This is a genomic window from Shewanella sp. S1-49-MNA-CIBAN-0167 (assembly GCF_040310145.1).
Classification (GTDB): domain Bacteria; phylum Pseudomonadota; class Gammaproteobacteria; order Enterobacterales; family Shewanellaceae; genus Shewanella; species Shewanella psychromarinicola.
This window is the reverse complement of record NZ_JBEOPO010000009.1, coordinates 53,820-78,275: the sequence shown is the minus strand read 5'-3', so window position 1 is coordinate 78,275 and position 24,456 is coordinate 53,820. Positions and strand designations below refer to the sequence as shown.

19 protein-coding genes and 1 other annotated feature are annotated in these 24,456 nt (G+C 41.0%); of the genes, 11 read left to right on the top strand and 8 right to left on the bottom strand.

All coding sequences use genetic code 11. The features are described from left to right. Nucleotides 1-19 precede the first annotated feature (19 nt). The gene (locus AAEZ00_RS06015; protein WP_351075922.1) at nucleotides 20-1,465 is read left to right on the top strand and encodes a M20/M25/M40 family metallo-hydrolase; all 1,446 of its coding nucleotides are present in this window, start codon (nucleotides 20-22) and stop codon (nucleotides 1,463-1,465) included. Between the two features lie 106 nt (nucleotides 1,466-1,571). Here AAEZ00_RS06015 and yaaA read toward each other — a convergent pair whose 3' ends face one another. Beyond that, complete coding sequence (gene yaaA / locus AAEZ00_RS06010; protein WP_351088439.1) at nucleotides 1,572-2,348, bottom strand: peroxide stress protein YaaA; 777 nt, start codon at nucleotides 2,346-2,348, stop codon at nucleotides 1,572-1,574. Between the two features lie 101 nt (nucleotides 2,349-2,449). Then, on the bottom strand, nucleotides 2,450-3,886 hold the full coding sequence (locus AAEZ00_RS06005) for an alanine/glycine:cation symporter family protein (protein WP_101034838.1): 1,437 nt from the start codon (nucleotides 3,884-3,886) through the stop codon (nucleotides 2,450-2,452). A gap of 508 nt (nucleotides 3,887-4,394) precedes the next feature. Here AAEZ00_RS06005 and AAEZ00_RS06000 point away from each other — a divergent pair. The 5 genes from AAEZ00_RS06000 to AAEZ00_RS05980 all read left to right on the top strand — a co-directional run bounded on the left by AAEZ00_RS06000 (nucleotide 4,395) and on the right by AAEZ00_RS05980 (nucleotide 11,623). Beyond that, the gene (locus AAEZ00_RS06000) at nucleotides 4,395-6,761 is read left to right on the top strand and encodes a phosphoketolase family protein (RefSeq protein WP_124012219.1); all 2,367 of its coding nucleotides are present in this window, start codon (nucleotides 4,395-4,397) and stop codon (nucleotides 6,759-6,761) included. Nucleotides 6,762-7,176: 415 nt separating this feature from the next. Further along, nucleotides 7,177-8,289 (top strand): OmpA family protein, encoded by a 1,113-nt coding sequence (locus AAEZ00_RS05995; RefSeq protein WP_164839451.1) that lies wholly within the window; start codon nucleotides 7,177-7,179, stop codon nucleotides 8,287-8,289. A 295-nt stretch (nucleotides 8,290-8,584) separates the two neighbouring features. Beyond that, nucleotides 8,585-9,538 carry a transaldolase gene (tal, locus tag AAEZ00_RS05990; RefSeq protein WP_124012221.1) on the top strand — a complete coding sequence of 318 codons (954 nt, stop codon included), beginning with the start codon at nucleotides 8,585-8,587 and terminating at the stop codon, nucleotides 9,536-9,538. A gap of 15 nt (nucleotides 9,539-9,553) precedes the next feature. Further along, on the top strand, nucleotides 9,554-11,191 hold the full coding sequence (gene pgi / locus AAEZ00_RS05985; protein WP_124012222.1) for a glucose-6-phosphate isomerase: 1,638 nt from the start codon (nucleotides 9,554-9,556) through the stop codon (nucleotides 11,189-11,191). A 246-nt stretch (nucleotides 11,192-11,437) separates the two neighbouring features. Continuing rightward, on the top strand, nucleotides 11,438-11,623 hold the full coding sequence (locus AAEZ00_RS05980; RefSeq protein ID WP_101034559.1) for a DUF3545 family protein: 186 nt from the start codon (nucleotides 11,438-11,440) through the stop codon (nucleotides 11,621-11,623). A 134-nt stretch (nucleotides 11,624-11,757) separates the two neighbouring features. On the opposite strand, the gene AAEZ00_RS05975 is transcribed toward AAEZ00_RS05980, so the two are convergent. The 4 genes from AAEZ00_RS05975 to thrA all read right to left on the bottom strand — a co-directional run bounded on the left by AAEZ00_RS05975 (nucleotide 11,758) and on the right by thrA (nucleotide 17,239). Further along, the gene (locus tag AAEZ00_RS05975) at nucleotides 11,758-12,300 is read right to left on the bottom strand and encodes a hemerythrin domain-containing protein (RefSeq protein WP_124012223.1); all 543 of its coding nucleotides are present in this window, start codon (nucleotides 12,298-12,300) and stop codon (nucleotides 11,758-11,760) included. A gap of 182 nt (nucleotides 12,301-12,482) precedes the next feature. Then, nucleotides 12,483-13,766 carry a threonine synthase gene (thrC, locus tag AAEZ00_RS05970; protein ID WP_124012224.1) on the bottom strand — a complete coding sequence of 428 codons (1,284 nt, stop codon included), beginning with the start codon at nucleotides 13,764-13,766 and terminating at the stop codon, nucleotides 12,483-12,485. 48 nt (nucleotides 13,767-13,814) lie between these two features. Next, nucleotides 13,815-14,774 (bottom strand): homoserine kinase, encoded by a 960-nt coding sequence (thrB, locus tag AAEZ00_RS05965; RefSeq protein ID WP_206191822.1) that lies wholly within the window; start codon nucleotides 14,772-14,774, stop codon nucleotides 13,815-13,817. Then, nucleotides 14,771-17,239, bottom strand: coding sequence for a bifunctional aspartate kinase/homoserine dehydrogenase I (gene thrA / locus AAEZ00_RS05960; RefSeq protein WP_124012225.1), 2,469 nt, complete (start codon nucleotides 17,237-17,239; stop codon nucleotides 14,771-14,773). The genes thrB and thrA overlap by 4 nt, the downstream gene beginning before the upstream one ends. 718 nt (nucleotides 17,240-17,957) lie before the next feature. Here thrA and slyD point away from each other — a divergent pair. Together slyD and AAEZ00_RS05950 are read left to right on the top strand one after the other, a co-directional pair. Continuing rightward, complete coding sequence (gene slyD / locus AAEZ00_RS05955) at nucleotides 17,958-18,518, top strand: peptidylprolyl isomerase (protein WP_124012226.1); 561 nt, start codon at nucleotides 17,958-17,960, stop codon at nucleotides 18,516-18,518. A 249-nt stretch (nucleotides 18,519-18,767) separates the two neighbouring features. After that, nucleotides 18,768-19,145 carry a hypothetical protein gene (locus AAEZ00_RS05950; protein ID WP_101034554.1) on the top strand — a complete coding sequence of 126 codons (378 nt, stop codon included), beginning with the start codon at nucleotides 18,768-18,770 and terminating at the stop codon, nucleotides 19,143-19,145. Between the two features lie 301 nt (nucleotides 19,146-19,446). On the opposite strand, the gene trpR is transcribed toward AAEZ00_RS05950, so the two are convergent. After that, complete coding sequence (gene trpR, locus AAEZ00_RS05945) at nucleotides 19,447-19,725, bottom strand: trp operon repressor (protein WP_101034553.1); 279 nt, start codon at nucleotides 19,723-19,725, stop codon at nucleotides 19,447-19,449. A 300-nt stretch (nucleotides 19,726-20,025) separates the two neighbouring features. Here trpR and AAEZ00_RS05940 point away from each other — a divergent pair, with 300 nt between their 5' ends. After that, nucleotides 20,026-20,475 carry a c-type cytochrome gene (locus tag AAEZ00_RS05940; protein ID WP_124012227.1) on the top strand — a complete coding sequence of 150 codons (450 nt, stop codon included), beginning with the start codon at nucleotides 20,026-20,028 and terminating at the stop codon, nucleotides 20,473-20,475. 135 nt (nucleotides 20,476-20,610) lie between these two features. Here the strand turns inward: AAEZ00_RS05940 and AAEZ00_RS05935 are convergent, their stop codons facing one another. After that, a complete protein-coding gene (locus AAEZ00_RS05935) occupies nucleotides 20,611-21,276 on the bottom strand; it encodes a cytochrome b/b6 domain-containing protein (protein ID WP_124012228.1) in 666 nt (221 codons plus the stop codon). Between the two features lie 519 nt (nucleotides 21,277-21,795). On the opposite strand from AAEZ00_RS05935, the gene hpf reads away from it, so the two are divergent. Both hpf and AAEZ00_RS05925 read left to right on the top strand, forming a co-directional pair. Next, nucleotides 21,796-22,149: a ribosome hibernation-promoting factor, HPF/YfiA family gene (gene hpf, locus AAEZ00_RS05930; RefSeq protein ID WP_101034550.1), complete on the top strand. Its 354-nt coding sequence runs from the start codon at nucleotides 21,796-21,798 to the stop codon at nucleotides 22,147-22,149. A gap of 124 nt (nucleotides 22,150-22,273) precedes the next feature. Beyond that, nucleotides 22,274-22,395: a sequence feature (Phe leader region), on the top strand. A gap of 58 nt (nucleotides 22,396-22,453) precedes the next feature. After that, nucleotides 22,454-24,400, top strand: a complete 1,947-nt coding sequence (locus AAEZ00_RS05925) for a chorismate mutase (RefSeq protein WP_351088438.1) — start codon at nucleotides 22,454-22,456, stop codon at nucleotides 24,398-24,400. Nucleotides 24,401-24,456 lie beyond the last annotated feature (56 nt).

The window sequence follows — 24,456 nt, the reverse complement described above, 5'->3', positions numbered from 1 at the left end:
TAATAATCAAAGGAAACTCATGAAAAACTATTACAGAGCCACTCTCGTCGGAGCGGTATTTGTCGCTATTGTTGGCTGCCAAGCAACCTCACCATCAAAAACGGCGGGCGATAATCTGATCATTAATCAGTCAGATGATGCCCAAATCAGTCTGCTGTTAGCCAAACAAGCCTTATCATCGAGTTTGAGCTATGACATTGTTGAATCGCTGACGGTCGAAGTGGGTCCACGATTGACTGGAACAGATAAAGATATTATCGCTGTTGATTGGGCCATGGAAAAACTGTGGTTACTCGGATTTGATAGAGTTTATAAAGAATCAGTCCAAGTGCCTGCTTGGTCTAGAGGGACCGCCCGCGCAAGCATAGTATCTCCTTATGAACAGCCGTTGGTGATCACAGCCTTAGGTGGCAGTGTCGCTACGCCCATTAATGGTCTTAAAGCTTCCATAGTACGTTTTGATAGCTTAGAAGAGTTAACCAATGCCTCGCCTGGGCGCATCGAAGGCAAGATTGTGTTTATCGACCACAAAACTGAACGCCATATTACTGGGAAAGGTTATGGTGAAGCCGTTGGTGGTCGTTCCCGTGGTGCTATCGTTGCCGCACAAAAAGGTGCAGTGGCAATCGTGATCCGTTCTATTGGGACCGATCATGACAGAATGGCCCATACTGGCATGATGCGTTATGAAGAAGGGACGCCTAAAATACCCGCCGCGGCGATGTCGAATCCCGATGCCGATTTAATTAATGCGATGTTAAAGCGAGATCCTAACATCACGCTATCCTTGAACATGACCTCAGAAAACTTAGGAATTGCCACTTCTTATAATGTTATCGCAGAAGTCACTGGTAGCAGTAAACCAGACGAAATAGTCCTTCTTGGCGCTCATCTTGATTCATGGGATGAAGGTACAGGTGCGATTGATGATGGTGCAGGTGTCGCGATTGTTACCACCGCAGCTAAACTTATCCAAGACTTACCACAAAAACCAGCACGCACAATTCGAGTGGTATTATACGCTGCGGAAGAAGTCGGTATGGTCGGTGGTAAAGCCTATGCAGCGCAGCATGCGGATGAGTTAGACAAGCATTATATTGCTGCAGAATCTGATTTTGGCGCAGGACCTGTCTATAAAATTGATTTTAATGTTAACCCCGCCACATTTGAACAGGTGAAACAACAACACTCAGCCATAACGCTAAACGGGGTTGAACTCGGTAATAACCAAGCCTCAGGCGGACCAGATGTGTCTATGCTGCCAGCATTAGGCGTTCCGGTCGCGTCATTAAATCAAGATGGTACTGATTACTTTGATTATCACCATACGCCGAATGATACATTGGATAAAATTGATCCAAAAAAACTGGCACAAAGTGCGGCGGCTTATGCTCAATTTGCTTATATGATGGCGCAATCAGAAATTACTTTAAGACCGGTTACCCAGAAAAAACAACAGCACTAATCCGTTTTATCTCTACAAAGAACCTATCTTAATAACTCAAAAAGCCCTCATTTAAGGGCTTTTTTATTGTACTCATTTTGTCCTAATATTATTATTTTCAAATGAGTTACTTTTGTTCATCTCGTAAAAACACCGGTTCTGTCGCCGTTGATTGTGCTTTGCTGTAATAATAACCTTGAAGATCAAACTCGGTTAATTGCTCAACAGTAGCGGGTTTGGTATCAACGATATAACGAGCCATCAATCCACGGGCTTTTTTAGCATAAAAACTAATCACTTTAAATTGACCGCTTTTGAAATCTTTAAACATTGGCGTAATTAACTGCCCTTCAAGCTGGTTCACTTTGACCGATTTAAAGTACTCATTCGAGGCCAGATTGACAATGATATCGTCACCCTGCTCTTTTAACGCCAGATTCACTTCACTAGTAATAATATCCCCCCAAAAAGCATATAAGTTACTGCCTTTAGCGTTAGTCAATTTTGTTCCCATCTCTAAACGATAAGGTTGAATTAAATCTAACGGTTTAAGCACACCATATAAGCCAGATAAAATACGCAGGTGCTGTTGACTAGAAGCCATTTGTGACTCAGATAAATTATCTGCATCAAACCCCGTGTATACATCACCTCTAAACGCAAAAATAGCTTGTTTGGCATTATCGAGCGTAAATGGGGGCTGCCACTCGGCAAAACGAGCCGCATTAAGCCCAGCGATTTTATCACTCACCTTCATCAGGCTGGCAATATCCATTGGTGTTAATGCACGGCATACATCCATCAATGTTTGGCTTTGTTTAAGCAAACTCGGCTGAGTATGAGTATTGGTAATAGGTGGGTTTTCGAAATCTAATGTTTTCGCAGGTGAAACTAAAACCAACATAAGTCTGCTCCAGATAAAATCATATTGTTATCATACTAAATTGATGTAAAAAAACCATGCCGTACTCGCATGGTTTTTTCGATTAGGTTAATAGACAAAACTTATTTATTAACGGGTTCACTCGAATTAGGCCAAATATTTTCTTCTAGTTGATCGGCTAACTCCGGAAACTTACTGGTATCAAAAATAGGATCTATACCGGCATCAATCTGCTCACGATAATCATTAATGACTCGGATCGCGAGACCAGATAACAACACCAGTGCAACAATGTTAACAATGGCCATTAATCCCATTGAGACATCGGCTAAATCCCACACCAAGCTAATTTTGGCTAGCGAGCCAAACATCACCATGCCTAACACCACGACACGAAATAACGGTAAGGCCTTTTTACTATTGCCAAACAAAAACATCACATTGGTTTCTGCATAAGAATAGTTAGCAATAATAGAAGTAAAGCAGAACAGTAAAATGGCAAAAGCAATAAATGCACCACCCCACTCGCCAACATGACTCGTCAAGGCACTAATGGTTTTGGCTATACCATCAGAACTCGCTGCAGCATCTCCTGACAATAAAATAATCGCGGCTGTTGCAGTACAAATAACAATAGTATCGACAAAAACCCCCATCATTTGCACAAAACCTTGTGACGCTGGATGATTAGGGTTTGGCGATGCACTAGCCGCAACGTTTGCCGCACTGCCCATTCCGGCCTCATTTGAAAACAATCCTCGGGCAATACCCGCTTGCATTGCTTGAGCAACACTATATGCAACACCACCAGCAGCGGCTTCTTGCCAGCCAAATGCACTATTAATTACCAGCATAAATATGTCGGGTAACTTTTCAATATTCATTGCCACTACAACCAATGCGATCGCGATGTAAGCAATCGCCATAACAGGCACAATTAACTCAGAGACTTTAGCTACTTTCTTAAGGCCACCAACAATGACAAAAGCACTGCAGAGCACAATAACAATTCCGACATCGAATGGCTCAAAACCAAAAACCTGAGTCATCGCGCCGGTAATGGTGTTGGCTTGAACGGCATTAAAGACTAACCCAAAAGCTACAATTAACAATAAAGAGAAAACCACGCCCATCCAGCGTTGGCCAAGACCTTTCTCCATATAATATGCAGGTCCACCGCGGTACTGGCCATCACTATCGGTCACTTTATAGACTTGGGCAAGCGTCGACTCAATCATTGCTGTTGCCATACCCAGTACCGCAATAGCCCACATCCAAAACACGGCACCCGGGCCTGCAGTACCAATTGCAACGGCCACACCGGCCATATTACCCGCCCCCACGCGCGCCGCCATACTGGTACAAAAAACTTGAAATGATGATAAGCCATGCTTGCCTGGACGACGGCTAATCGTCAATACTTTAATACCATGAACAAAATGTGTTACTTGAATAAAACCGAGACGAATGGTAAAAAACAATCCAGCTCCCACCAGCCCATAAACCAATAACTTGCCCCAAAGCAAGCTATTCATAAAATTAATAATCGTTTCTAACATTGCCATATTGTCTAATCTTCCCCGTGAATAATATTATTATTTTAGTCCAGGCTATTGCACTGAATATAAGCCACATAATAAAACAGAATCTATACTGTTATGAGTCTAACGATAAAAATAAACTCAAATACCTTGGCTAACTTGCCATAAAAAACCAACCTATGGCGTATAAATAGGTATTGATTATCAAGGACTGAGAATACTAAGGCCACTTGTTTGTAAGCGATATACGACTAGATGTATTTTTCTGCGCTGCAGAAAACCTTAATTGAAATGCAACAAGTGAGTTCCATCACACTTTATCATTTCTCATCTAAATGCTCTATGTTTAAAATTTCGTAAAAGTGTAGTTAAATTTCAACTAATTAACTACAAACCTCTCAAAATGCGCTCTAAAGCGAAATTCATTATTCAAAAGTTAGATAAAGGCCACGTTATTGTAACTAAATTACAAATACAGTATTCTTAAGATAGATTATTAATGCTTTTCCCTTTGAACGAGGCAACTATGACAGACTCACATGAAATAATCGCGCTGAAGAAATACGTTAGAGCAACGAACTTCCTTGCGACGTCACAAATTTACCTAAAGCAAAACGTGCTTTATAAACGCCATTTAGAGCACACAGACATTAAACCACGCCTTTTAGGCCATTGGGGCACATGCCCGGGGATCAACTTTGTTTATGCCAACGTAAACCGTCTAATCGTTAAGCACAAGCGTGAGTTTCTTTATCTTGTAGGCCCGGGACATGGTTTCCCAGCGGTGCAAGCTAACTTATTTATGGAAGGCTCATTAAGTCATTTCTATCCAGAGACCATTCCATTTACAGAAACAGGTATCGAAGATATCTGTAAAAAATTCTCCGCCGCTTACGGTTATCCATCACATGCAAACCCAGAAGCGCCAGGTCAAATATTAGAAGGTGGTGAGCTTGGCTATTCACTTTCAGTTGCTTGGGGCTCTGTATTAGATAACCCAAATCTTATTGCCGCCTGTTTAATCGGTGACGGTGAAGCAGAAACAGGTCCATTAGCTGCGTCTTGGTATGCTAACCGTTTAGTGTCACCAGAGCACAACGGTGCTGTACTGCCAATCGTGCATATTAACGGTTACAAAATATCTGGCCCTACCCGTATGGGACGTATGAGCCATGAAGAACTCGATTTAGAATTCCGTGGTCTTGGTTATCACCCAATCATCGTTGATGATGAAATGGAAACCGATATCTTTGAACAAATGACTGCGGCAATGGACTTGTCTTATGACATGATCAATGACATTCAACGCCGTGCCCGTTCTGGCGAAGATGTTGTCAAACCACGCTGGCCGGTTATTTTAATGAGAACCTCAAAAGGTTGGACGGGTACCGCTGAATATGAGGGTAAAAAACTAGAAGGTAACTGCGAATCTCACCAAGTTATTGTGAGCAATTGTGCTAAAGATAAAGGGCACCTTGAAGCACTTGATAAGTGGTTAGCGAGCTATAAGTTCGACGAACTAGTACAAACTACTGAAAGCGGTGAATTAATATTTGATAAAGACATTTTATCATTAATGCCACCAAAAGATTTATGCTGTGGTCGTCAACGTCTAAGCTACGGCGGTGAAGTGGTTCGTGCTTTAGCTAATCCAGACTTAAGTAAACTAGGTTATGGTTCAGAAACGCCTCGTGGTCAACGTGGTTTCTCAATGTTGAAAATGGGTGAGTGGATGCGTGATGCGTTCAAGCTAAACCGTGATCAACGAAACCTACGTATCTTCAGTCCTGATGAAACTTATTCTAATCAACTACAAGCTGTGTTTGAAGAAACTGACCGTTCATGGCAGTGGCCGATAGAAAGTTGGGACCAAGATATGTCTCGCGACGGCCGTGTTATTGAATTATTATCTGAAAACTTGTTGTTTGGTATGTTACATGGTTACACAGTAACGGGCCGCCATGGCATGTTCCCTACCTACGAGTCTTTCTCTCAGGTAGTGTCATCAATGGCTGACCAATACTGTAAATATGTCCATGCAAGCCAAGGGATCCATTTCCGTAAGCCAATTCCAGCATGTAACGTCGTATTATCATCGCTACTAGAGCGTCAAGATCACAACGGTTATTCTCATCAGAACCCGTCTTTCCTAGGCGCTATGTTAGAGAAGCACCCAAACATTATCTCTGCTTATTTACCATCAGATGCTAACAGCACCTTGGTCTATACCGAAAAAGCTTATGCTGACAGAGACAAATTGAATATTATTGTTGCCGGTAAAAAGTCACTACCACAGTGGTTATCACTGGATGAAGCCCGTAAGCAAGCTAAAGACGGCGTTATGGTGTGGGACTTTGCCTCTGATGAAAATCCAGATGTGGTATTAGCGGGTTGTGGCGACTATGCAACTCAAGAATGTATGGCCTCACTAGTACTCATCCGTGAGATCCTACCAAGAGTGCGTATCCGTTTTGTGAGTGTGTCAGAACTTCACAGCAGCGGTTTAGGTAATCTTAAGTTCCAAAGCAAGCCTTGGATGATGGACGAAGTGTTCACCCAAGACAAAGGCGTGGTATTTAACTACCATGGTTACCCAAATACCATCAAGAAACTGGTATTCGATTATAAAGGTAACCGTCGTTTCCGTATTAAGGGTTATGAAGAAGAAGGTTCAACGACGACTCCATTTGATATGGGCGTACGTAACGGTACCTCTCGCTACCACTTAGTTATCGATATGGCTTACAAGTTGTTCCAGCAAGGCGTGATTGATGAAACACAACATGTGACCATCACTACCGACATGTTACAACGCTTGGTAGATCACAAAAACTATATCAAAGCAAACGGTGTTGACCCAGAAGAGATCGAAAACTGGGTGTGGACTCGTTAAAACGAAGTCACTTTAGACAACAAAAATACGCCTTCAGGGCGTATTTTTGCTTTTACCATTCAAAAAAATAATTATGTTGACCGTATAAAACTAATTATGTTGACCGTATGAAACTAACGTAAAAAACATAGATGATTTTAACAATTATTATTCAATATTTTATAAATATAAACTCAATCATACTTAGTTTCTTTTTTAGCAATTTTTTCAATGAAACATCTATTTATCAACAGCGCCATTAAATTAATTATGACCAAAAATTAATCTTTCTTACTATAGATAAACCTCTCATTACCACCCATAATTGCGACGCTGACTAAAAATACAAAGAAACCCCACATTAAGCGTCAGTAATGCATAACAGTAACAACTCCGTTACATGCATTTTTGGAGTAAAATAACAATGGACGTATATATGATGAAGAACACATTAAAAGTAGTATTACTTACCTCTCTATTACCTTTTGCTGCATCTGCGGCAGAACAACTAACACCTTGGTACGTTGGTGGGGGTTTAGGCGTCAACAACTATGAACCAAATTGCGATCAAAAAACCATGAAAGTGTGTGGTGAAGATGACCCATATGCATGGGATGTATTTGGTGGATATTTATTTAACGACTATGTTGGTATCGAACTGGGTTATCGTGACCTTGGCCGTGCTGAATGGACTGATTATTCAAACAAGCGTAATGATGTTGGTGCTCGTGGTATGTCATTAGGTTTTGTTGGTTTTTACCCACTGGCAGACAAGTGGAGTTTATCTGCTGAAGCAGGTGCACTTAACTATTTAATCTCTAACAAAAAAGAATACAACACTGAATACTACAGTGATAGCGGTATTGCACCCTACTTAGGTGCTGGTATTGGTTATAACGTGACTGACAATCTAAAGTTACAAGCTAAGTACCGTCGTTATGAAAACCTTGACGAAGAAAAGTGGAATACACTGTCAATGGAAAGCAACTACTGGGGTCTTGAACTAAGTTACCGTTTTGGTACTAGCGCTCCTGCAGCCGCTCCAGTGGCAGCACCGATGGTTGTCGCAGCACCTGGTGATGCTGACAAAGATGGCGTAACAGACAACATGGACAAATGTCCGAATACCCCTTTAACCCACAAAGTTGATGCGACAGGTTGTAGTGTTTATGAATACATCACCACTAAGCATGACTTAGGCGGCATTTTGTTTGCTAACGATTCAGCGGTTATCCGTAAGGGTTCATTGGACGATTTAAATAAATTAGCCAATTTCTTAAACAAGAATCCACAACACACGGTATCGATTGAAGGCCATGCGTCTAACGTAGGTAAAGCAGCATATAACATGAAGCTTTCTGAGCGTCGTGCCGATTCAGTTGCTAAAGCGCTAAACCAAAAATACGGGATCAACACTAGCCGTATTGATTCAATTGGCTATGGTGTGACTAAACCTGTTATTCAAGGTAGTTCAGCTGAAGCTAACCGTGTAAACCGTCGTATCGAAGCTATCGTGACGGGTACCGAAAAGCGCGTAGTATTACGTTAATTTTAATATTGATACGCTATACTTTACAGTCGCTGCTCGCAGCGACTTTTTTATTTTAAGAACAACGTAAAAAACAGTGTAGCAGAGGCTATCACTGACGTTGCGATACTAGAACTGGAAGTATTAATCATATTAAGCGACCCATTCTGTCTATTTAGCAACAATACCGGCGTTAATTAAGTAAAAATTACCTAATATTTGGTAATTTTTTTACAAATAAAGTTGGAATAATCACTAAAATCGCTTCTAATAAAGGCATTGATCTATATTCATTGCTTATCGAGAGGAAATTTACATGACCAGTACACTCGCGCAACTCAAGTCATTCACTACCATCGTTGCAGATACCGGCGACATAGAGGCGATTAAGCGGTACCAGCCTCAAGACGCAACAACCAACCCATCACTTATTTTAAAAGCCTCTCAGATCCCGCAATACGCTTTTCTGATTGAGAATGCAATTGAATGGGCCAAAACGCAAAGCCACAGTATTGAACAACAAATTGAAGATGCTGGTGATAAACTAGCCGTGAATATCGGTATAGAAATTTTAAAAATAGTCCCAGGCCGTATTTCAACAGAAGTAGATGCTCGGTTATCTTTTGACAAACAACGCTCAATTGACAAAGCGCACAAGCTAATCAAATTATACCAAGAAGCCGGAATTGATAAATCACGTATTCTCATTAAACTAGCCTCCACTTGGGAAGGAATTTGCGCTGCCAAAGTACTTGAACAAGAAGGCATCAACTGCAACCTAACATTACTGTTTAGCTTTGCTCAAGCAAGAGCGTGTGCAGAAGCTGGTGCTTACCTCATTTCGCCTTTTGTTGGCCGCATTTTAGATTGGTATAAAAAAGACACCGGCCAAGATTACACCGCTGAAACGGATCCTGGTGTGGTCTCTGTAACTGAAATTTACAACTACTACAAGCAGCATGGTTATAGCACGGTTGTGATGGGTGCCAGTTTTAGAAACATAGGTGAGATTATCGAATTAGCAGGTTGTGACCGTCTAACGATTGGCCCTGCATTATTAGAAGAGTTAGCCAATACTGATGTGGAAATTAGCCGAAAATTAGTGGCGACGTCATCAACACATGCGGCTCCGACAGCATTAACTGAAGCACAATTCCGTTGGGCGTTTAATGAAGAGCCAATGGCAGTTGATAAATTAGCTGAAGGTATTCGTAACTTTGCTATCGACCAAAGTAAACTTGAAGTTATGCTAAAAATAAAATTAAGCTAGTTGGAGGCTTTACTCGTGACGACACTGACTCAAAGCACGACTTGGAAAGCGCTAAAAAACCATACAAGTCAACTTCCTCACATGCGCGAATTGTTTGCTCAAAACCCACAACGTTTTGAGCAAATGAGCGTTGCGGCTTGTGGTCTGTTTTTAGATTACTCTAAAAACCGTGTGAACGATGAAACACTTAAGCTGCTATTCTCTCTCGCTAAAGAAGCAAAACTGAGTGAAAAGATTACTGCAATGTTCAATGGCGATGTGATTAACAATACTGAACAACGCTCAGTTTTACACACAGCATTGCGCAGTAAAGCCACTCAAACAATTATTGCTGAAGGCGCGAATATCGTTCCTGAAGTGCAGCAAACATTAGCCAAAATGGCTAAATTTGTTGGCTCGGTTCAGTCTGGTGATTGGAAAGGTTATACCGGTAAAGCGATTACAGATATCGTTAGTATCGGTATTGGAGGCTCATTTCTTGGACCTAAAATTGTTTCTCAAGCGTTAAGACCCTATTGGCGAGATGGGCTTAACTGTCATTTTGTCGCTAACGTTGATGCGAGCTCTATTTGTGAAAAATTAATCCACCTCAATGCTGAAACCACATTGTTTGTGATGTCGTCAAAATCATTCGATACCCAAGAGACACTAACCAATACCCTTAGCGCTAAAGATTGGTTTTTAGCCCAAGGGGCAAGCCAACAAGATGTCGCCAAACACTTTGTGGCTGTGACATCCAATGTGGCTAAAGCAACAGAGTTTGGGATGGACGCTAACAACATATTCCCAATGTGGGATTGGGTTGGCGGACGTTACTCATTATGGTCAGCCATTGGTTTACCTATTGCTCTGCTTATCGGCATGGATAACTTTATAGCCTTGTTAGAGGGTGCTCATCAAATGGATGAGCATTTTGTTAATACGCCTATTGAGCAAAACATGCCAGTGATAATGGCGATGTTGTCGGTATTATATGGCAACTTCCATGGTGCTCAAGCACATGTCATTTTGACCTATGATCATAATCTGCGCGGACTACCTGCATATTTCCAGCAGTTAGACATGGAGAGTAATGGTAAATCAGTGACTCTGGACGGTACAGATGTTGATTACAGCACTGGCCCGGTCATTTGGGGCGGTGAAGGCACTAATGGTCAACATGCATATCATCAGTTGTTGCATCAAGGTACCGCTCTTATTCCTGCAGACTTTATCATGCCGTTGCAAAGCCATAATCCGCTCGGTAAACATCATGACCAACTTGCATCAAATTGCTTTGGCCAAACCCAAGCGTTAATGCAAGGCCGAACTTATGATGAAGCTCTTGCTGAACTCAGTAATAGTCCGTTGGACGATGCTCAAATAGCGCTTATTGCCAAGCATAAAGTAATGTCAGGTAACAAACCGAGCAATACTCTACTGATGAACAAACTAACGCCAACGACATTAGGAGCGTTAATTGCGTTGTACGAGCACAAAACGTTTGTTCAAGGCGCTATATGGCAAATCAATTCATTTGATCAGTGGGGAGTTGAATTAGGTAAACAGCTAGGCAATGACGTATTAGACCGTATTGGCGCTAAAGAAGGAGCGACACAGTTAGACTCATCAAGTAATGCGTTAATCAACCTGTATCGTCAGGGACAGCTTTAAGACTTAACACACTCGATAGGAAACTTATTTATCAAAAACACCTTTAACACTGTTGGGGGTGTTTTTTTATTGTCAGGATATATATTGAAAAATATCGTTAAAGGCTAACTAAAACATCGATATAACGCATTAAACTTTAACTATTTAGTAATGCAAATGAAACGCAAATGAAACGTAAATGTTGCACCCTATGGTTGAAATATGATATCTATTTACAGAGACATCATAATAACAAGGGAGGTTACCATGGATAGATTAGACTATGGTGGTGCGCTAGACGAAGTTGTTGAAAGACCAAGCCGTTCAAAAAGCTCGTCAAAAAAACGAAAATGGCGTGAAATTGAAGCCATTAAGGATAAACAGCGTTTACTCAAGGAATTGCAAGATATTGACGATTCATTCGATTTTGATGTCAACACATTAGTGCTTTAATTGGGTCCAATCACAATGAAAGCTTAACGATAAAATCAACAAAAAGAGCGCTTAATGCGCTCTTTTTGTTGACAAGATTTATTCAGCTTGACCATTAATGGACATCAAAGCCCTCTAGTACAAGAATAAGTGCATCATTTATTATCCGCATGTTCAATATAGTCACGTAAATCTTCAAAAATCGTTTTATCATTGTCATTAAATAATGGATCTTCAATTAACCGTTTCTGGCATAAGACGGTGATTTTTTGCCAATCACTATCGTCCAACGTCTTAATAAAATTGGGAAACACTTCTCGCTCTTCATACTGCATATGTCGTTGTTGTAGCTCAATATACTCTTGCAGATCGTTAATCAGCTTTTCACGTGAAATCACCACATCAGATAAAATCATATTCAAGCTATACACTAAAGCGCCTGATGTTTCAGCTAAACGATGATGTTCATTATACAACTGACCACAATTTGCTTGGCCAGTTTTATTACTGTAATAATCAAAAATGATATCTTCTAATGGATGATGACTGTGTTCAGCATAACCCTGCATGTACTCAACAATATCTCTAACCAGATTAAAATTTACGCCTTGACCATCGGCCAATCGAGTCAATTTATTGGAAAGAATATTCAACAAAATGGCAATATGCTTATGATCTTGCATTAAACGTTGCAACATAGTCTTCTCCCGTAATCTCTTTTACAAACGCCAATCTATAAATAATAGCCAATAACGCACTATTTACTAATCTACACTGGTATAAACCTTTTGAGGTATGACCAAGATCATAATATTGAAATATATCTACCACCTTATATCGATTAAATTGATATAAAGTGGTAGACATTTGAAAAAGTAGACTATTTCAATACAGCAAACATATGTGCTTTGAGTTGCTCAAAGTCTGCGGGTAACTGTGCTGACAAAATATCTTTTTCTACAACCGCAGCCAACTCAGGAGGCAAGGGCAAATTAATTGATAACTCACGGTCAACCACATCCTTAAACTTGGCAGGATGGGCGGTACCAAGAAAGATACCTTTTTCGTTGCCATCAAGACCGAGTGTTAATGCATGGGCTGCGATGGCCGCATGAGGTTCAGATTGATAACCTAAACGATACAGTTCTGCTAACGCCGCCGAGGTATCGTCCTCCGACAACGCTAAACCCGATACCAAAGACAATGGCCAGCCCATTTGCCCGCAGATAGCTTCAACACGAGGCCAATTACTTGGCTCAGACACATCCATCGCATTTGACATGGTTGCCACTGTTTTATGCGGTTGCCATTTTCCCTCCACAAGGTAACGCGGTACAGTGTCATTACTGTTGGTGGCAGCAATAAAGCGTTTAATCGGTAAGCCCATGGCTTTAGCAAATAAACCCGCGGTTAAGTTACCAAAGTTACCACTGGGTACTGCCATGACAATCTCATCATAGCCAGCTTGTTTGGCTTGCGCGACAGCTTCAAAGTAGTAACAAATTTGCGCCAGTAATCGGCTGATATTAATTGAATTAGCAGAGTTTAACGCTAAATCATCACGAACATCACTATCATCAAAAGCTTGTTTGACTAAATCCTGACAGGCATCAAAGTCAGCTGTTACCGCCACAGTATGAATATTTTTGCCTAAGGTGGTAAACATCTTTTCTTGCAGCTCGCTGATTTTACCTTTTGGGTATAGCACCATCACATTGACGTTATCTAGGCCATAGAAGGCATCTGCTACTGCGGCACCAGTATCACCAGATGTCGCCGTTAAAATAGTCAGTTTTTTATTTCCAGCAAGTAAATCAATGCATTGGGCCATAAACCGCGCGCCAAAATCTTTAAAGGCCAATGTTGGCCCATGGAAAAGCTCTAAACAGGCACGTTTCTCATCAACCTTGCTTAGCGGCACATCAAAGGTAAAGGCCTTATCCACTAGCTTATCAACACTTTCCTGCCCTAGCTCATCGGCTAACCAAGCGCCCAACACTTTTTTGCTACGCTCAGCAAAGGGTAGTGCCAATAATGCATCGATATCAGCCAATACAGGGATTGATGTCGGGAAAAATAGCCCGCGATCTTGGCCTAAACCAAGCTGAACAGCCTGACTGAAGTTAACTACCTGCGATGGGTGCTTTAAATTATATAATTCCATTGCGACTACCTTTTAAATTTCAATATGCATAATACCAAAGAGTGTGAGTTACACGCAGCGCGTGCCAAGCTGATCTAATTTACAAACATGAGTAAAGCCACCTGACTCAGAAATATAATGTTCCATTAACCAATCTTTGGCTTTTTCTGCTGTGGCTAAATCGTCAGTCACACTAAACAGTGTTGGGCCACTGCCAGAAATCCCTGTCGTCAGCATGCCTAATTCAGTTAACGCTGCTCGAGCATCGGTATAGCCAGGGATCGACGCCGCTCGATAAGGTTCAGCCAGGACATCTTTTAGCATTTCAATCGCCAGTGCAGCATCTTGCTGATAACTTGCGTGAACAAATGCACTTAAGTGACGACCGAAATCAATCGCAACAGATTTATCATATTGTTCAGGTAATAATGCCCGCATTTTGGCAGTAGATAATGAAATACCAGGATAAGCGACCACCCAATACCAATTATCAAAGCTAGGAATAACGGCACAGGCTTTGTCACGAGAATTAAGCATTAATTGCATGCCACCTAAGTAGCAAGGCGCCACATTGTCATAATGTACGCTACCGGATATTTTACCTTCAAACTCACCCATCAATCCTAATAAGGCTTGCTGGTCAAACGGTAGTCCAAAATATTCATTTAACGCATATAGTCCAGCAACAACTGAACTAGCACTTGAGCCTAAGCCACTGCCTACAGGAAGGTTTTTTTCCAGACAAACGGTTACCCCATCTTGTCTTTGAAGTTTATCTAAGAAAAACTCAGCACATTGATAGACGATATTGTCCTTGCCATCTGCCGGTAACTTATGTGCCCACGGACCGACTTGGCTAAAATGAACACCTTCTTCAGCGCCGCTAATCATCACCCTATCACCCAACAATGACCCATCGACTGGCGCTAATGCAGCACCCAGCAAATCAAAGCCAACGCCAACATTACCCATTGATGCAGGAGCATAAACAGTTAGCATTTTCTGACTAATATTTAACACCTGACTCATAGACCCACCTCACGGGTCCAATTTAGGGTTCTTAATACGTCAGCGAAGGCGCCAGCTGCCGTGACGTCGATGCCTGCACCGTAGCCCCTTAGCACAAAAGGAATGGGCTGATAATAGCGGCTATAAAACGCCAGCGCATTCTCGCCACCTTTTACGCTGTATAGCGGGTCGGTTGCATCAACCTCAACAATTCGGACATAACATAAGCCCGCTTCGATTTGGCCTACATAACGCAGTACTCTTCCCTCGGCTTTTGCCGCCGCAACTCGGGCAGAGATGTCAGCATCCAATGAAGGAAGGTTAGCCATAAACTGGTTTACATCGCCTGAGTCATCAAAATGAGCCGGTAATACAGACTCAACATTAATATCATCGAGTTCTAAAGGTAAACCCACTTCTCTGGCTAAAATTAACACCTTACGCGCCACATCCATACCACTGAGGTCATCTCGGGGGTCGGGCTCAGTAAAACACTTATCGCGGGCAATCGCGGTCGCTTGAGATAGGCTCATGCCTTCGTCTAACATACCAAAAATATACGATAACGACCCAGATAAAATACCATTAAACTTATGTAGCTTATCACCCGCATACATCAGTTTTTTAAGGTTATCGATAACGGGTAAACCTGCACCTACCGTCGTTTCATACAAAAATTGACGACGTTGAGTTAATGCCGTTTTACGCAATGCTTGATAGTAAGCATAATCACGAGTGTTCGACTTTTTGTTTGGCGTAACGACATGGAAACCGGCATTCATTACATCGAGATAACGGTCTGAGATTAGCTCGCTTGAAGTACAATCAACCAATACAGGATTAAGCAATTGTTGCTCTTGCCCCCACTCAAGTAGCTTAGGTAAATCATACGGTTGGCCTTTTTCGGTCAATAATAATTGCCACTCACTAAGCTCAAGACCGTCACTGTTTAACAGCATTTGACGTGAATTGGCGATACAACAAACACGAATACTAATGTGCTGCTCTTTTAACATCGCGCTTTGCTGCTTAATTTGCTCTAATAAACCCGCGCCAACATTACCACTGCCCACTAAAAAGACATCAAGATACTGTTGTACATCAAAAAAGGCTTGATGACATGCCCCAATAGCATGTTTGGTTTTTTTCTGCTGGATTACCGTTGAAATTGAGCGCTCTGATGATCCTTGCGCAATAGCAACAATATTGACACTGGCTTTAGCTAACGCAGTAAAAAACTTAGCCGCTACGCCTTTGTGGGTTTTCATGCCATCACCAATCAATGACACAATCGACAAGCCTTCACGTAACTCAATTGGTTCAAGTAATTCACTTTTAATTTCAAGTTCAAACTCTTGCTCTAAAGCCCATTTAGCTTTGCTAGCATCGAGGGTAGCCACACAAAAACTGATACTGTATTCCGATGAACTTTGAGTGATAAGAGATACCGAGATACCACTCCGAGATATGGCCGCTAAAGTACGACTTGCCATGCCAACCATGCCTTTCATACCTGGACCAGAGACATTAAACATGGTTTGGTTATCGAGATTTGAAATAGCCTTTACTTGCAAACCGGTTTTATCATCGTCATTAGACACTAGCGTGCCGGGAGCCGATGGATTGAAACTGTTTTTGATATAACAAGGAATATGATATTGAGCAATCGGTCCAATGGTTTTGGGGTGTAATACTTTCGCACCAAAATAAGATAACTCCATGGCTTCTTGATAGCTTAATTGTGACAATAATTTAGCATCTGCGACCACACGAGGGTCAGTATTGTAAACCCCATCAACGTCAGTCCAAATTTCACAACTAGAGGCATCTAAACAAGCGGCTAGCACTGCAGCTGAATAATCAGAACCATTACGCCCTAATGTCACCACTTTGCCATGAACATCGGCAGCGGTGAAACCTGGCATAACCCACACGCGATACTGATCTAAAGGCAGAACAGAAAAACGAGGTTTGCTCACGGCAATATCGACGACCGATTCCAATGGCTGTCCATGCGCTAAAAATAACGCAACTGGATCTAATTGTGCTGAAGTGATGTCTTTTGCCAGCATAACTTGTTCCATCAATGCAGCAGATAAACGTTCACCTGTGACCACTATTTCTGCGCGAACACTATCAGGGCATTCGCCCAATAATTTAATGCCGTAAAGTTTGTCTTTCCAAACTTGCATCTGCGCAGCTAATTTTTCAACCAGTAAGCCATGCTGATGAGCCGTTATAAGTGATACTGCTGCGTCAGAAAAGAGTTCGCTATACACAGTATCAATATGGTCTAACACGGGTTGATAGTCTTGTTGTTTAACCGCTATATCGACCATTTCTAAAAGTGCATTAGTCACTGTGGCCGGAGCTGAAAGTACCGTAGCAACTGATTCTGTCGAAGCCGTGTCAGCAATAATGTCTGCCGCCATCAAAAAGCGAGGCCAATTCGCCAGCGATGTCCCACCAAATTTCATTACTTTCATGTCGCTCTCCTTGTCACTCATACTAGTGACAACATTAAATTAAAATCAAATGACTATAATTAAAAACAAAAAAGCCCGCTTCAGGTGATGAGAAGCGGGCTTGTTATGCAAATCTTTTAGGGTGAAATCAGCCCGCCCCCACTATGGTAATAGTGGTGGTTGTAATGGTAGTAATTACAACAAGCATGAGGGTAAACATTTGATGATTCTCTTTGTTTTATTAAATGTTAACGGCCGATATTATTTAATCCGATTAAATAGCTGATCCACTTCAGCTAACAGAATTGCTTTTTTTACCTAAGGTTGTCAACCCCTCCTTACGCTTTATTTACCAGTTATTTTAGAACTTGAGTTGATTTTTGAATATTCAACAGATTTAAAATGAGAATTGAGTATCAATAACCATTACCTCTATCAACAACTAACGTTAACGTCAACGTCAATCAAGGCGCGAAAATCAATAAAGCACAATAAATACAGATGGTTGAATAACATGTAACAGTTAAGGTATTGCCGATAAATGTGTTACCAAGATGATTTAAAAGTCTTATCAACTTGTACCACAATTAAGATGAGTTAATTTCAACATCAGTACCATAAAACATGCAGCACAATACAAAATAAAAAAAGCTGTGATTCAATAAGCAAAAACTGATGTTATCCATCGCAGCCTGATAGCAAAATACGCTATCATGATCACATTACAATTGGAGGCGATATGAAAATTACAAAACATGCGGCGGTCACTATTCATTACCGTTTATCTGATGAGCAAGGTTTATTAGTTGAAAGTTCATTTGAAAGTGAGCCAATGGTTTACTTACATGGAACTGAAAATTTAATTCCTGGACTTGAATCAGTTTTAGAAGGTAAAACTGCTGGTGAAAGCATTGAGGCGAAGATCCCTGCGGAACAAGCTTATGGCGAATATCATCCTAGCTTAAAGCAAGAAGTTCCTGTCAGTGCATTTGGTGATGTCGAAGATATCGTTCCAGGTATGCGTTTTATCGCTGAAACTGAAATGGGTCAACGCCCGGTTCAAGTGACTGAAGTAAAAGACGATGTCATTGTTGTTGATGGTAATCACCCTCTAGCGGGCCAATCACTTAACTTTAGTGTTGAAGTTCTCGCTGTAAGAGAAGCCACTGCAGATGAGCTATCTCATGGACATATCCATGCTGAAGGCGGATGTGGTAGCCATGGACACGATGATGCCCATGAATCATGCGGTGAAGAAAAACCTGGCTGTGATGGCAATGGCGGCTGTGGCTGTAGTTAACTCATCGTCGGATAAATAGACAACCAAGTTGTACGTCCCATATTTAATGTCTATTTGTCAGTAGAAAGATTGAAACGTTGTAAGGCACTGCCTAGTTACTAGGCAGTGCCTTTTTGTTTAGGTTATAGTCTGAGCATAAATCATATCAACTAGTAAGATTTATTATGCTGCCGTTAGGGACAACAGAGGCAGCATAATCCTTATTAATTGACCTCTATATAAGAATTAATACATAGCGACGGAGTGCTTATGTTAATTAAACCGCTATACGAATCGCTGCCTTTCACTTACATGATTATAGGCTGCGTAAGTATTTTCCTGCTTGAGCCCAATTATGTACTGATCGCTTCTGTGGTGGTGTACTTATATGGCGCGTATATCTATACTTTACGATCAAAAAATCGCCGCACGGATCCTAAACGTAAGCGAAAATCAGGATTTATGCCTGAAACACTCTATGGATTACTGCCATTTATTTATGTATTGATAGCCGCGAGTCTTTATAATTTCTACCCAAAAAATTCCAGCACACTTTTTGCCTTGTGTTTAACCACCTATGGCGGATACCTATTCTTAAGTCGTTTAAGTTATCGTCATCACCGATTACCGCGAGGCATTAGCCAATAACCGGTTACTGTGATGACGCTTTGAAAATAGCGTCGCTTGGTAAAACAAAGGTATTAGCACCTGATAAATTAATCACTCGCGACTTAAGCTCAACTATGGGTAACTAAAGTCGATTGGTGTTGGATTGGTAGTTCGCAGCATACGATAGGCTCAAAGGGGTATGCATATCTCTTGTTGAGCCGTAGCCCATTTTTTTAAACACTACAGTATTAACCATGTTTATTGAGCTGGACCTTAAAGATGCTCTAGCATTATCGTCACTAGCAAGGTATTGCGGTAGGATTATGACTTTGCATCTTAGCTAATCCAGAATCAATTTTTTGACTAAGTTTTTTTGATTTGTCGGCATATTTTTTAAATAATTTGAACACCGTGTAATCGTTGCAATACTCACTTGATGATCTGCAGCAATTTGTCTCTGGCTCAACTCCCCTGCTAATAACGTTTGAAACACCTGCAAACGCCCAGACACCGCACTCCGCTCTTCTTCAGTTAATAATAAATGAAACAACACAGACAAATCATCTTCGTTTGCATGGGTTAATATTTTTTCTACCACTAAATTCCAATTGGCACGCATTATTTTTCTCTTTTTAGTAATGCCCAGACATTACAATTGTACCAAGGAATAACGCCGATGTGCAAAACTACTCCCGATCAACGTGTCATAAAAAATGAATAGAGCTGTTGTAAGCTGTTGATAAAACATATCACAAAGTGATAATAAAATTGTGTAGAATAGGATAAATACCCTCATAACTTAGTGTTAAAAATTTAGCTAACATTTAGTATTAGCACAGTTGCATAAGATTTAGCATAACTAAGTGGGTATTTAGTGCTAATGGAACCGGTACCATCCACAAAAAAGTGAAGGATAACGATGAAAAAAATATTACTAACCGTTGCAGTAACCGCAATGATGATCCCCGCAGTGTTTGCCAACAATTTCGAAGAAACTGCAGATGCCATTGAATATCGCCAAGCGGCTTTTGGCTTAATTGCTTATAACTTTGGTGATATGGGTGCGATGCTAAAAGGTAAAAAGCCTTTTGATGCAGCTGTATTTAGTGCTCGTGCTGATAATGTTGCAGCACTGTCTAAAATACCTCATGAAGGTTTTATTGCCGGTTCTGATAAAGGCGATACTGAAGCGCTAGCAAAAATTTGGCAAGATAAGGCCGATTTTGATAGCAAAATGACAGCATTTCAAGATAATGCCGCGGCTTTAGCCGTTGCAGCTAAAACAACTGATGAAAACAACATTAAACAAGCGTTTACTAACACAGGCAAAAGCTGTAAAGGGTGTCACGATGTCTACAAAAAAGACTAACGTGACAAGGCGCTAAGTTAGCCTGTCACTCATTTGATTGGTAAGTTTAGCTTGAGTAACCACAACTCAGTTCAATAGTAAAATGATTAACGCCCATGTATATGGGCGTTTTATTGGCTGGTAATAAAGCTGAACTTATAAGTAACTGACCACAGGTTCGAGTAATAGCCACCAAATACATGCAAAGATAACGAATACAATCACTAATGCCATCCAAGGTGAGCGTAATGTTGGTGACGTTACCTGCTTGTTGATTTGTTTATAACCACTGAACATGGCTTTAAGTATATTGTCGCCCTTAAAAACATGCACTATCACGGCAATGATATGCAGCGCAGCCAAAGCTAGAATAAGATTAAAATTGGTTTTATGTAGCCATGTTAACCACCCTGCAATATCAGACGACACAAGATACATCAATGGACCTTCGGTAAAGATTTCATCGGTGGCAAATAGCCCTGTGGTTAATTGCAGCACAAGAATGCTTAGCAACACGACCACCATATAACCACCTAATGGATTATGGCCCAGTGTCGAAGGTTTTGGTTGAGCTTTTACGTAGCTGATAACTTGCTTAGGCAAGACAACAAAATGTCTAAATTGAGAAGTTTCACTCCCAACAAGTCCCCAAATCAATCTAAATCCGATTAAGCCCATTAATACATAAGCCAATACTTGATGCCATTGCATCTCACCCACGTCAGCTGTCCACCATAAGCCACCGAGTAAAAGTACCATTGCCCAATGAAAAAAGCGTGTAGGAAAATCCCATACCTTTATTTTTTGTTGTTCTATACTCACTAATAACCTGCTTAATACTATTGTTTTGCTGGCAAATTATAAACTCATCAGTAATAAACAAAGCAAGTAGTTTACAAACTAATAGACATAATGATGATTTTGTTTCTTTATCTGACTAACGACTGGACAAATATAGGGGGGGTTACCGAGAAAGAACACAGTGAAAAGAGGAATGAAAAAAAATTCAGAGACCTTTTTGTCATGGCGGAAAAATACCACTTAGAATGTGTATCTAGTGCAGTTGTGAACAGCAATAGGCCAGACTTAACCCTTGTACTGTCGTTACCAAAATAGTAACAATGACTTTGAAGACTAATTAAGTGTTAACTTATCCATTCAAATATGAGCCTATATACACAGCATTACAAGCATATTTTAGGTCTTTTTTGTCCAAAATGTCTAAGCGATCAAATATGCATCACTCGAACGTTACAGTCGGCAAAAGTGTGACATAGATCACAATTCACATGGTTAATCTTGGTAATCTGGAGTTAAGCAAACAACAAGAAGGTTCGAAATATGCTGAAAATCACTAGCAAACAACTTGAAGTCACTGCCCTTATCCGCGAACGTATCGAAGGACGATTAGAAAAATTAAGTCGACATGATATTCATTTAATTAACCCGCACGTTATTATCACCCAAGAAAAGCAGTTGTTTAAAATAGAGGCATCAGTTGGATTACCTAGTGGAGAGTTATTCGCCCAGGCAAAAAGAGAAAACCTATACGCAGCGATTACTGCAATGGGACAAAAGCTGGAAAAACAGCTAAATCGCCTGACCCATAAACCCCAGGCTCAACGTAATGTATCATTACCAAATGACACAGAAAGCGAATTTGAGTATGTCTATAAGGAGGAAAACGCCGCTTGATATTATTTATCTTTCACCAGCGCACCTTCGGGTGCGCTTTCTTTTGTCTATAATCAGATACTTAATACCTTGATGAATAAATTTACATTGACAGTCGTCTGTCGGAGCTTTATTTTTAATCCATGAACAAACAAATACTCAGTCTTTTTATTTTCTTTTTTATTCAGCCCACCTTCGGAGGCGGATTTTCTGTGTAAAAACGAAAATGAAAATTCTAAAGCCTCCCAACTGGGAGGCTTTTTTGTCTTATTAACACTGCCGTATCTTCCAATATGTCAGTTTGTAGCGTTACATTGAGGTCAATATGCAAAAACCACCAGAGTTAAGTCAAACTCGCGAACAGATCACTGTTCTTGATAAAGCGCTGTTAGAGCTGTTATCTAAACGCCGCCAATTGAGCTTAAATGTTGCACGCAGTAAAGAAATTGATGTTAGACCGATACGAGACACGCAACGAGAAAAAGAACTGCTTGAGCGACTAGTGCAACAAGGACGTGAACAAGGTCTCGATGCTCACTTTGTCATCTCCCTTTATCAAAGCATTATTGAAGACTCAGTTTTATTTCAACAAACTTATCTTCACGGCAGAGCAAATCCTGACACTCAAAAGCAGCAATATACCGTTGCTTACTTAGGTGCGCGAGGGTCTTATTCTTTCTTAGCGGCCAGCCGTTACTGCTCTCGCCGCCAAGTAGAAATGCTTGATTTTGGTTGCCAAAGTTTTGATGACATTGTTAATGCCGTCGAATCTGGTCATGCCGATTATGGTTTTTTGCCGATCGAAAATACCTCTTCAGGATCTATCAATGAAGTGTATGACGTACTGCAACATACAACGCTATCGATTGTGGGCGAAACCACAATAGAAGTGAGTCATTGCTTGCTCACTAAGCCAGACAGCAAACTAACTGATATCAAGACTATTTACGCTCATCCGCAGCCGATCAGCCAATGCAGTCGTTACTTAAGCCAGCATCCCCATATTAAACTCGAATATTGTTCTAGTAGTGCTGAAGCCATGACTAAAGTTATCGAGGCGGACAGCAATACTGTGGCGGCCATAGGCAGTGCTGAAGGCGGAGCCTTATACCAGCTGATTGCAATTGAACAAGGTTTGGCAAACCAAAAAATTAACCAAAGTCGTTTTATCGTCGTCGCCAGAAAAGCCTCAGCGGTTCCCTCTCAGCTACCGGCAAAAACGACCTTGATTATGGCGACAGGACAAAAACCTGGAGCACTAGTGGAAGCGTTACTGGTACTGAAAGCACATAATTTAAATATGAGTAAATTAGAATCTCGCCCGATCCCTGGTACGCCATGGGAAGAAATGTTTTACCTCGATATCGATGGCAATTTAGCCACTACTGAGGTACAACAAGCGATTAAAGAGCTAGAACGCCTTACCCGTTTTATCAAAGTATTAGGCTGCTATCCATGTGAAACCGTTAAGCCGACACAATTATCGCAAGCTCAGTTGTTGATTGAACCTGGTAGTTCAAAACAAGAGCCGCTCAAACCTTTGCCAAGCAGCCAAGCAAAACATTCACGCAACTATAAATCACAAGATACTCAGTTGTTCTGCCAACATTTACAAATAGGTGCTGGACAATTTAGCGCATTGCACCAAATCAACTTACCGATTGATAATACCGAGCTGGCAACCCAAGCTAAGAACATCAAGGAATCAGGTTTTCAAGCCATTGTATTAAATGATTTGAAACAACAACTCAATGAACCACAGTTAAAACAACATGCAAAGGTCATTAAGCAAGCTGGTCTATTGTGCATAATGCAGATAGATCAAGAACAAGAATTTATTATTGCGAGTCAATTAGCAGACATGCTGATCTTAAGCGGTAAACAAATGTATAACCCAGACATGCTAACCTTAATAGGTTCAGTCAATTTACCGGTAATATTAGAACGAAACACCATGGCGAGTGTCAATGATTGGTTACAAGCAGCTGACACTGTCCTTAGCCACGGTAATCAACAACTAGGCTTGTGTGAGTCAGGCGTACGTAGTTTCACTCACCCTGAGCAGTTAAGCCTCGATTTAGCTGGACTGGTTGAAGTGAAATCTCGCAGTCATTTACCTGTTATCGTTAATACTAGTTTTAGCAGTAACCCTGCACTGATCAGTACTCATGCCATTGCCGTTAAGCAGCTAAAAGGCGATGGCATTATCATTTTGCATCAAGACCAATTGTCCCATGCTGATCTGATCCATGACTTATACCAGACAGATTAAATCAACCTCAGTTCGGGATAATAAGCGCCGATCAAAACAACGGACAAATTTGATAT

What these genes read in the sequence shown, in the direction of transcription:
- hpf (WP_101034550.1), top strand. Translation starts at nt 21,796, where the DNA reads ATGCTGAAAATCACTAGCAAACAACTTGAAGTCACTGCCCTTATCCGC.
- AAEZ00_RS06000 (WP_124012219.1), top strand. Translation starts at nt 4,395, where the DNA reads ATGACAGACTCACATGAAATAATCGCGCTGAAGAAATACGTTAGAGCA.
- AAEZ00_RS05940 (WP_124012227.1), top strand. Translation starts at nt 20,026, where the DNA reads ATGAAAAAAATATTACTAACCGTTGCAGTAACCGCAATGATGATCCCC.
- AAEZ00_RS05925 (WP_351088438.1), top strand. Translation starts at nt 22,454, where the DNA reads ATGCAAAAACCACCAGAGTTAAGTCAAACTCGCGAACAGATCACTGTT.
- AAEZ00_RS06005 (WP_101034838.1), bottom strand. Translation starts at nt 3,886, where the DNA reads ATGTTAGAAACGATTATTAATTTTATGAATAGCTTGCTTTGGGGCAAG.
- AAEZ00_RS05950 (WP_101034554.1), top strand. Translation starts at nt 18,768, where the DNA reads ATGTTAATTAAACCGCTATACGAATCGCTGCCTTTCACTTACATGATT.
- AAEZ00_RS06015 (WP_351075922.1), top strand. Translation starts at nt 20, where the DNA reads ATGAAAAACTATTACAGAGCCACTCTCGTCGGAGCGGTATTTGTCGCT.
- AAEZ00_RS05980 (WP_101034559.1), top strand. Translation starts at nt 11,438, where the DNA reads ATGGATAGATTAGACTATGGTGGTGCGCTAGACGAAGTTGTTGAAAGA.
- thrA (WP_124012225.1), bottom strand. Translation starts at nt 17,239, where the DNA reads ATGAAAGTAATGAAATTTGGTGGGACATCGCTGGCGAATTGGCCTCGC.
- tal (WP_124012221.1), top strand. Translation starts at nt 8,585, where the DNA reads ATGACCAGTACACTCGCGCAACTCAAGTCATTCACTACCATCGTTGCA.
- thrC (WP_124012224.1), bottom strand. Translation starts at nt 13,766, where the DNA reads ATGGAATTATATAATTTAAAGCACCCATCGCAGGTAGTTAACTTCAGT.
- trpR (WP_101034553.1), bottom strand. Translation starts at nt 19,725, where the DNA reads ATGCGTGCCAATTGGAATTTAGTGGTAGAAAAAATATTAACCCATGCA.
- slyD (WP_124012226.1), top strand. Translation starts at nt 17,958, where the DNA reads ATGAAAATTACAAAACATGCGGCGGTCACTATTCATTACCGTTTATCT.
- AAEZ00_RS05975 (WP_124012223.1), bottom strand. Translation starts at nt 12,300, where the DNA reads ATGTTGCAACGTTTAATGCAAGATCATAAGCATATTGCCATTTTGTTG.
- thrB (WP_206191822.1), bottom strand. Translation starts at nt 14,774, where the DNA reads ATGAGTCAGGTGTTAAATATTAGTCAGAAAATGCTAACTGTTTATGCT.
- yaaA (WP_351088439.1), bottom strand. Translation starts at nt 2,348, where the DNA reads ATGTTGGTTTTAGTTTCACCTGCGAAAACATTAGATTTCGAAAACCCA.
- AAEZ00_RS05995 (WP_164839451.1), top strand. Translation starts at nt 7,177, where the DNA reads ATGATGAAGAACACATTAAAAGTAGTATTACTTACCTCTCTATTACCT.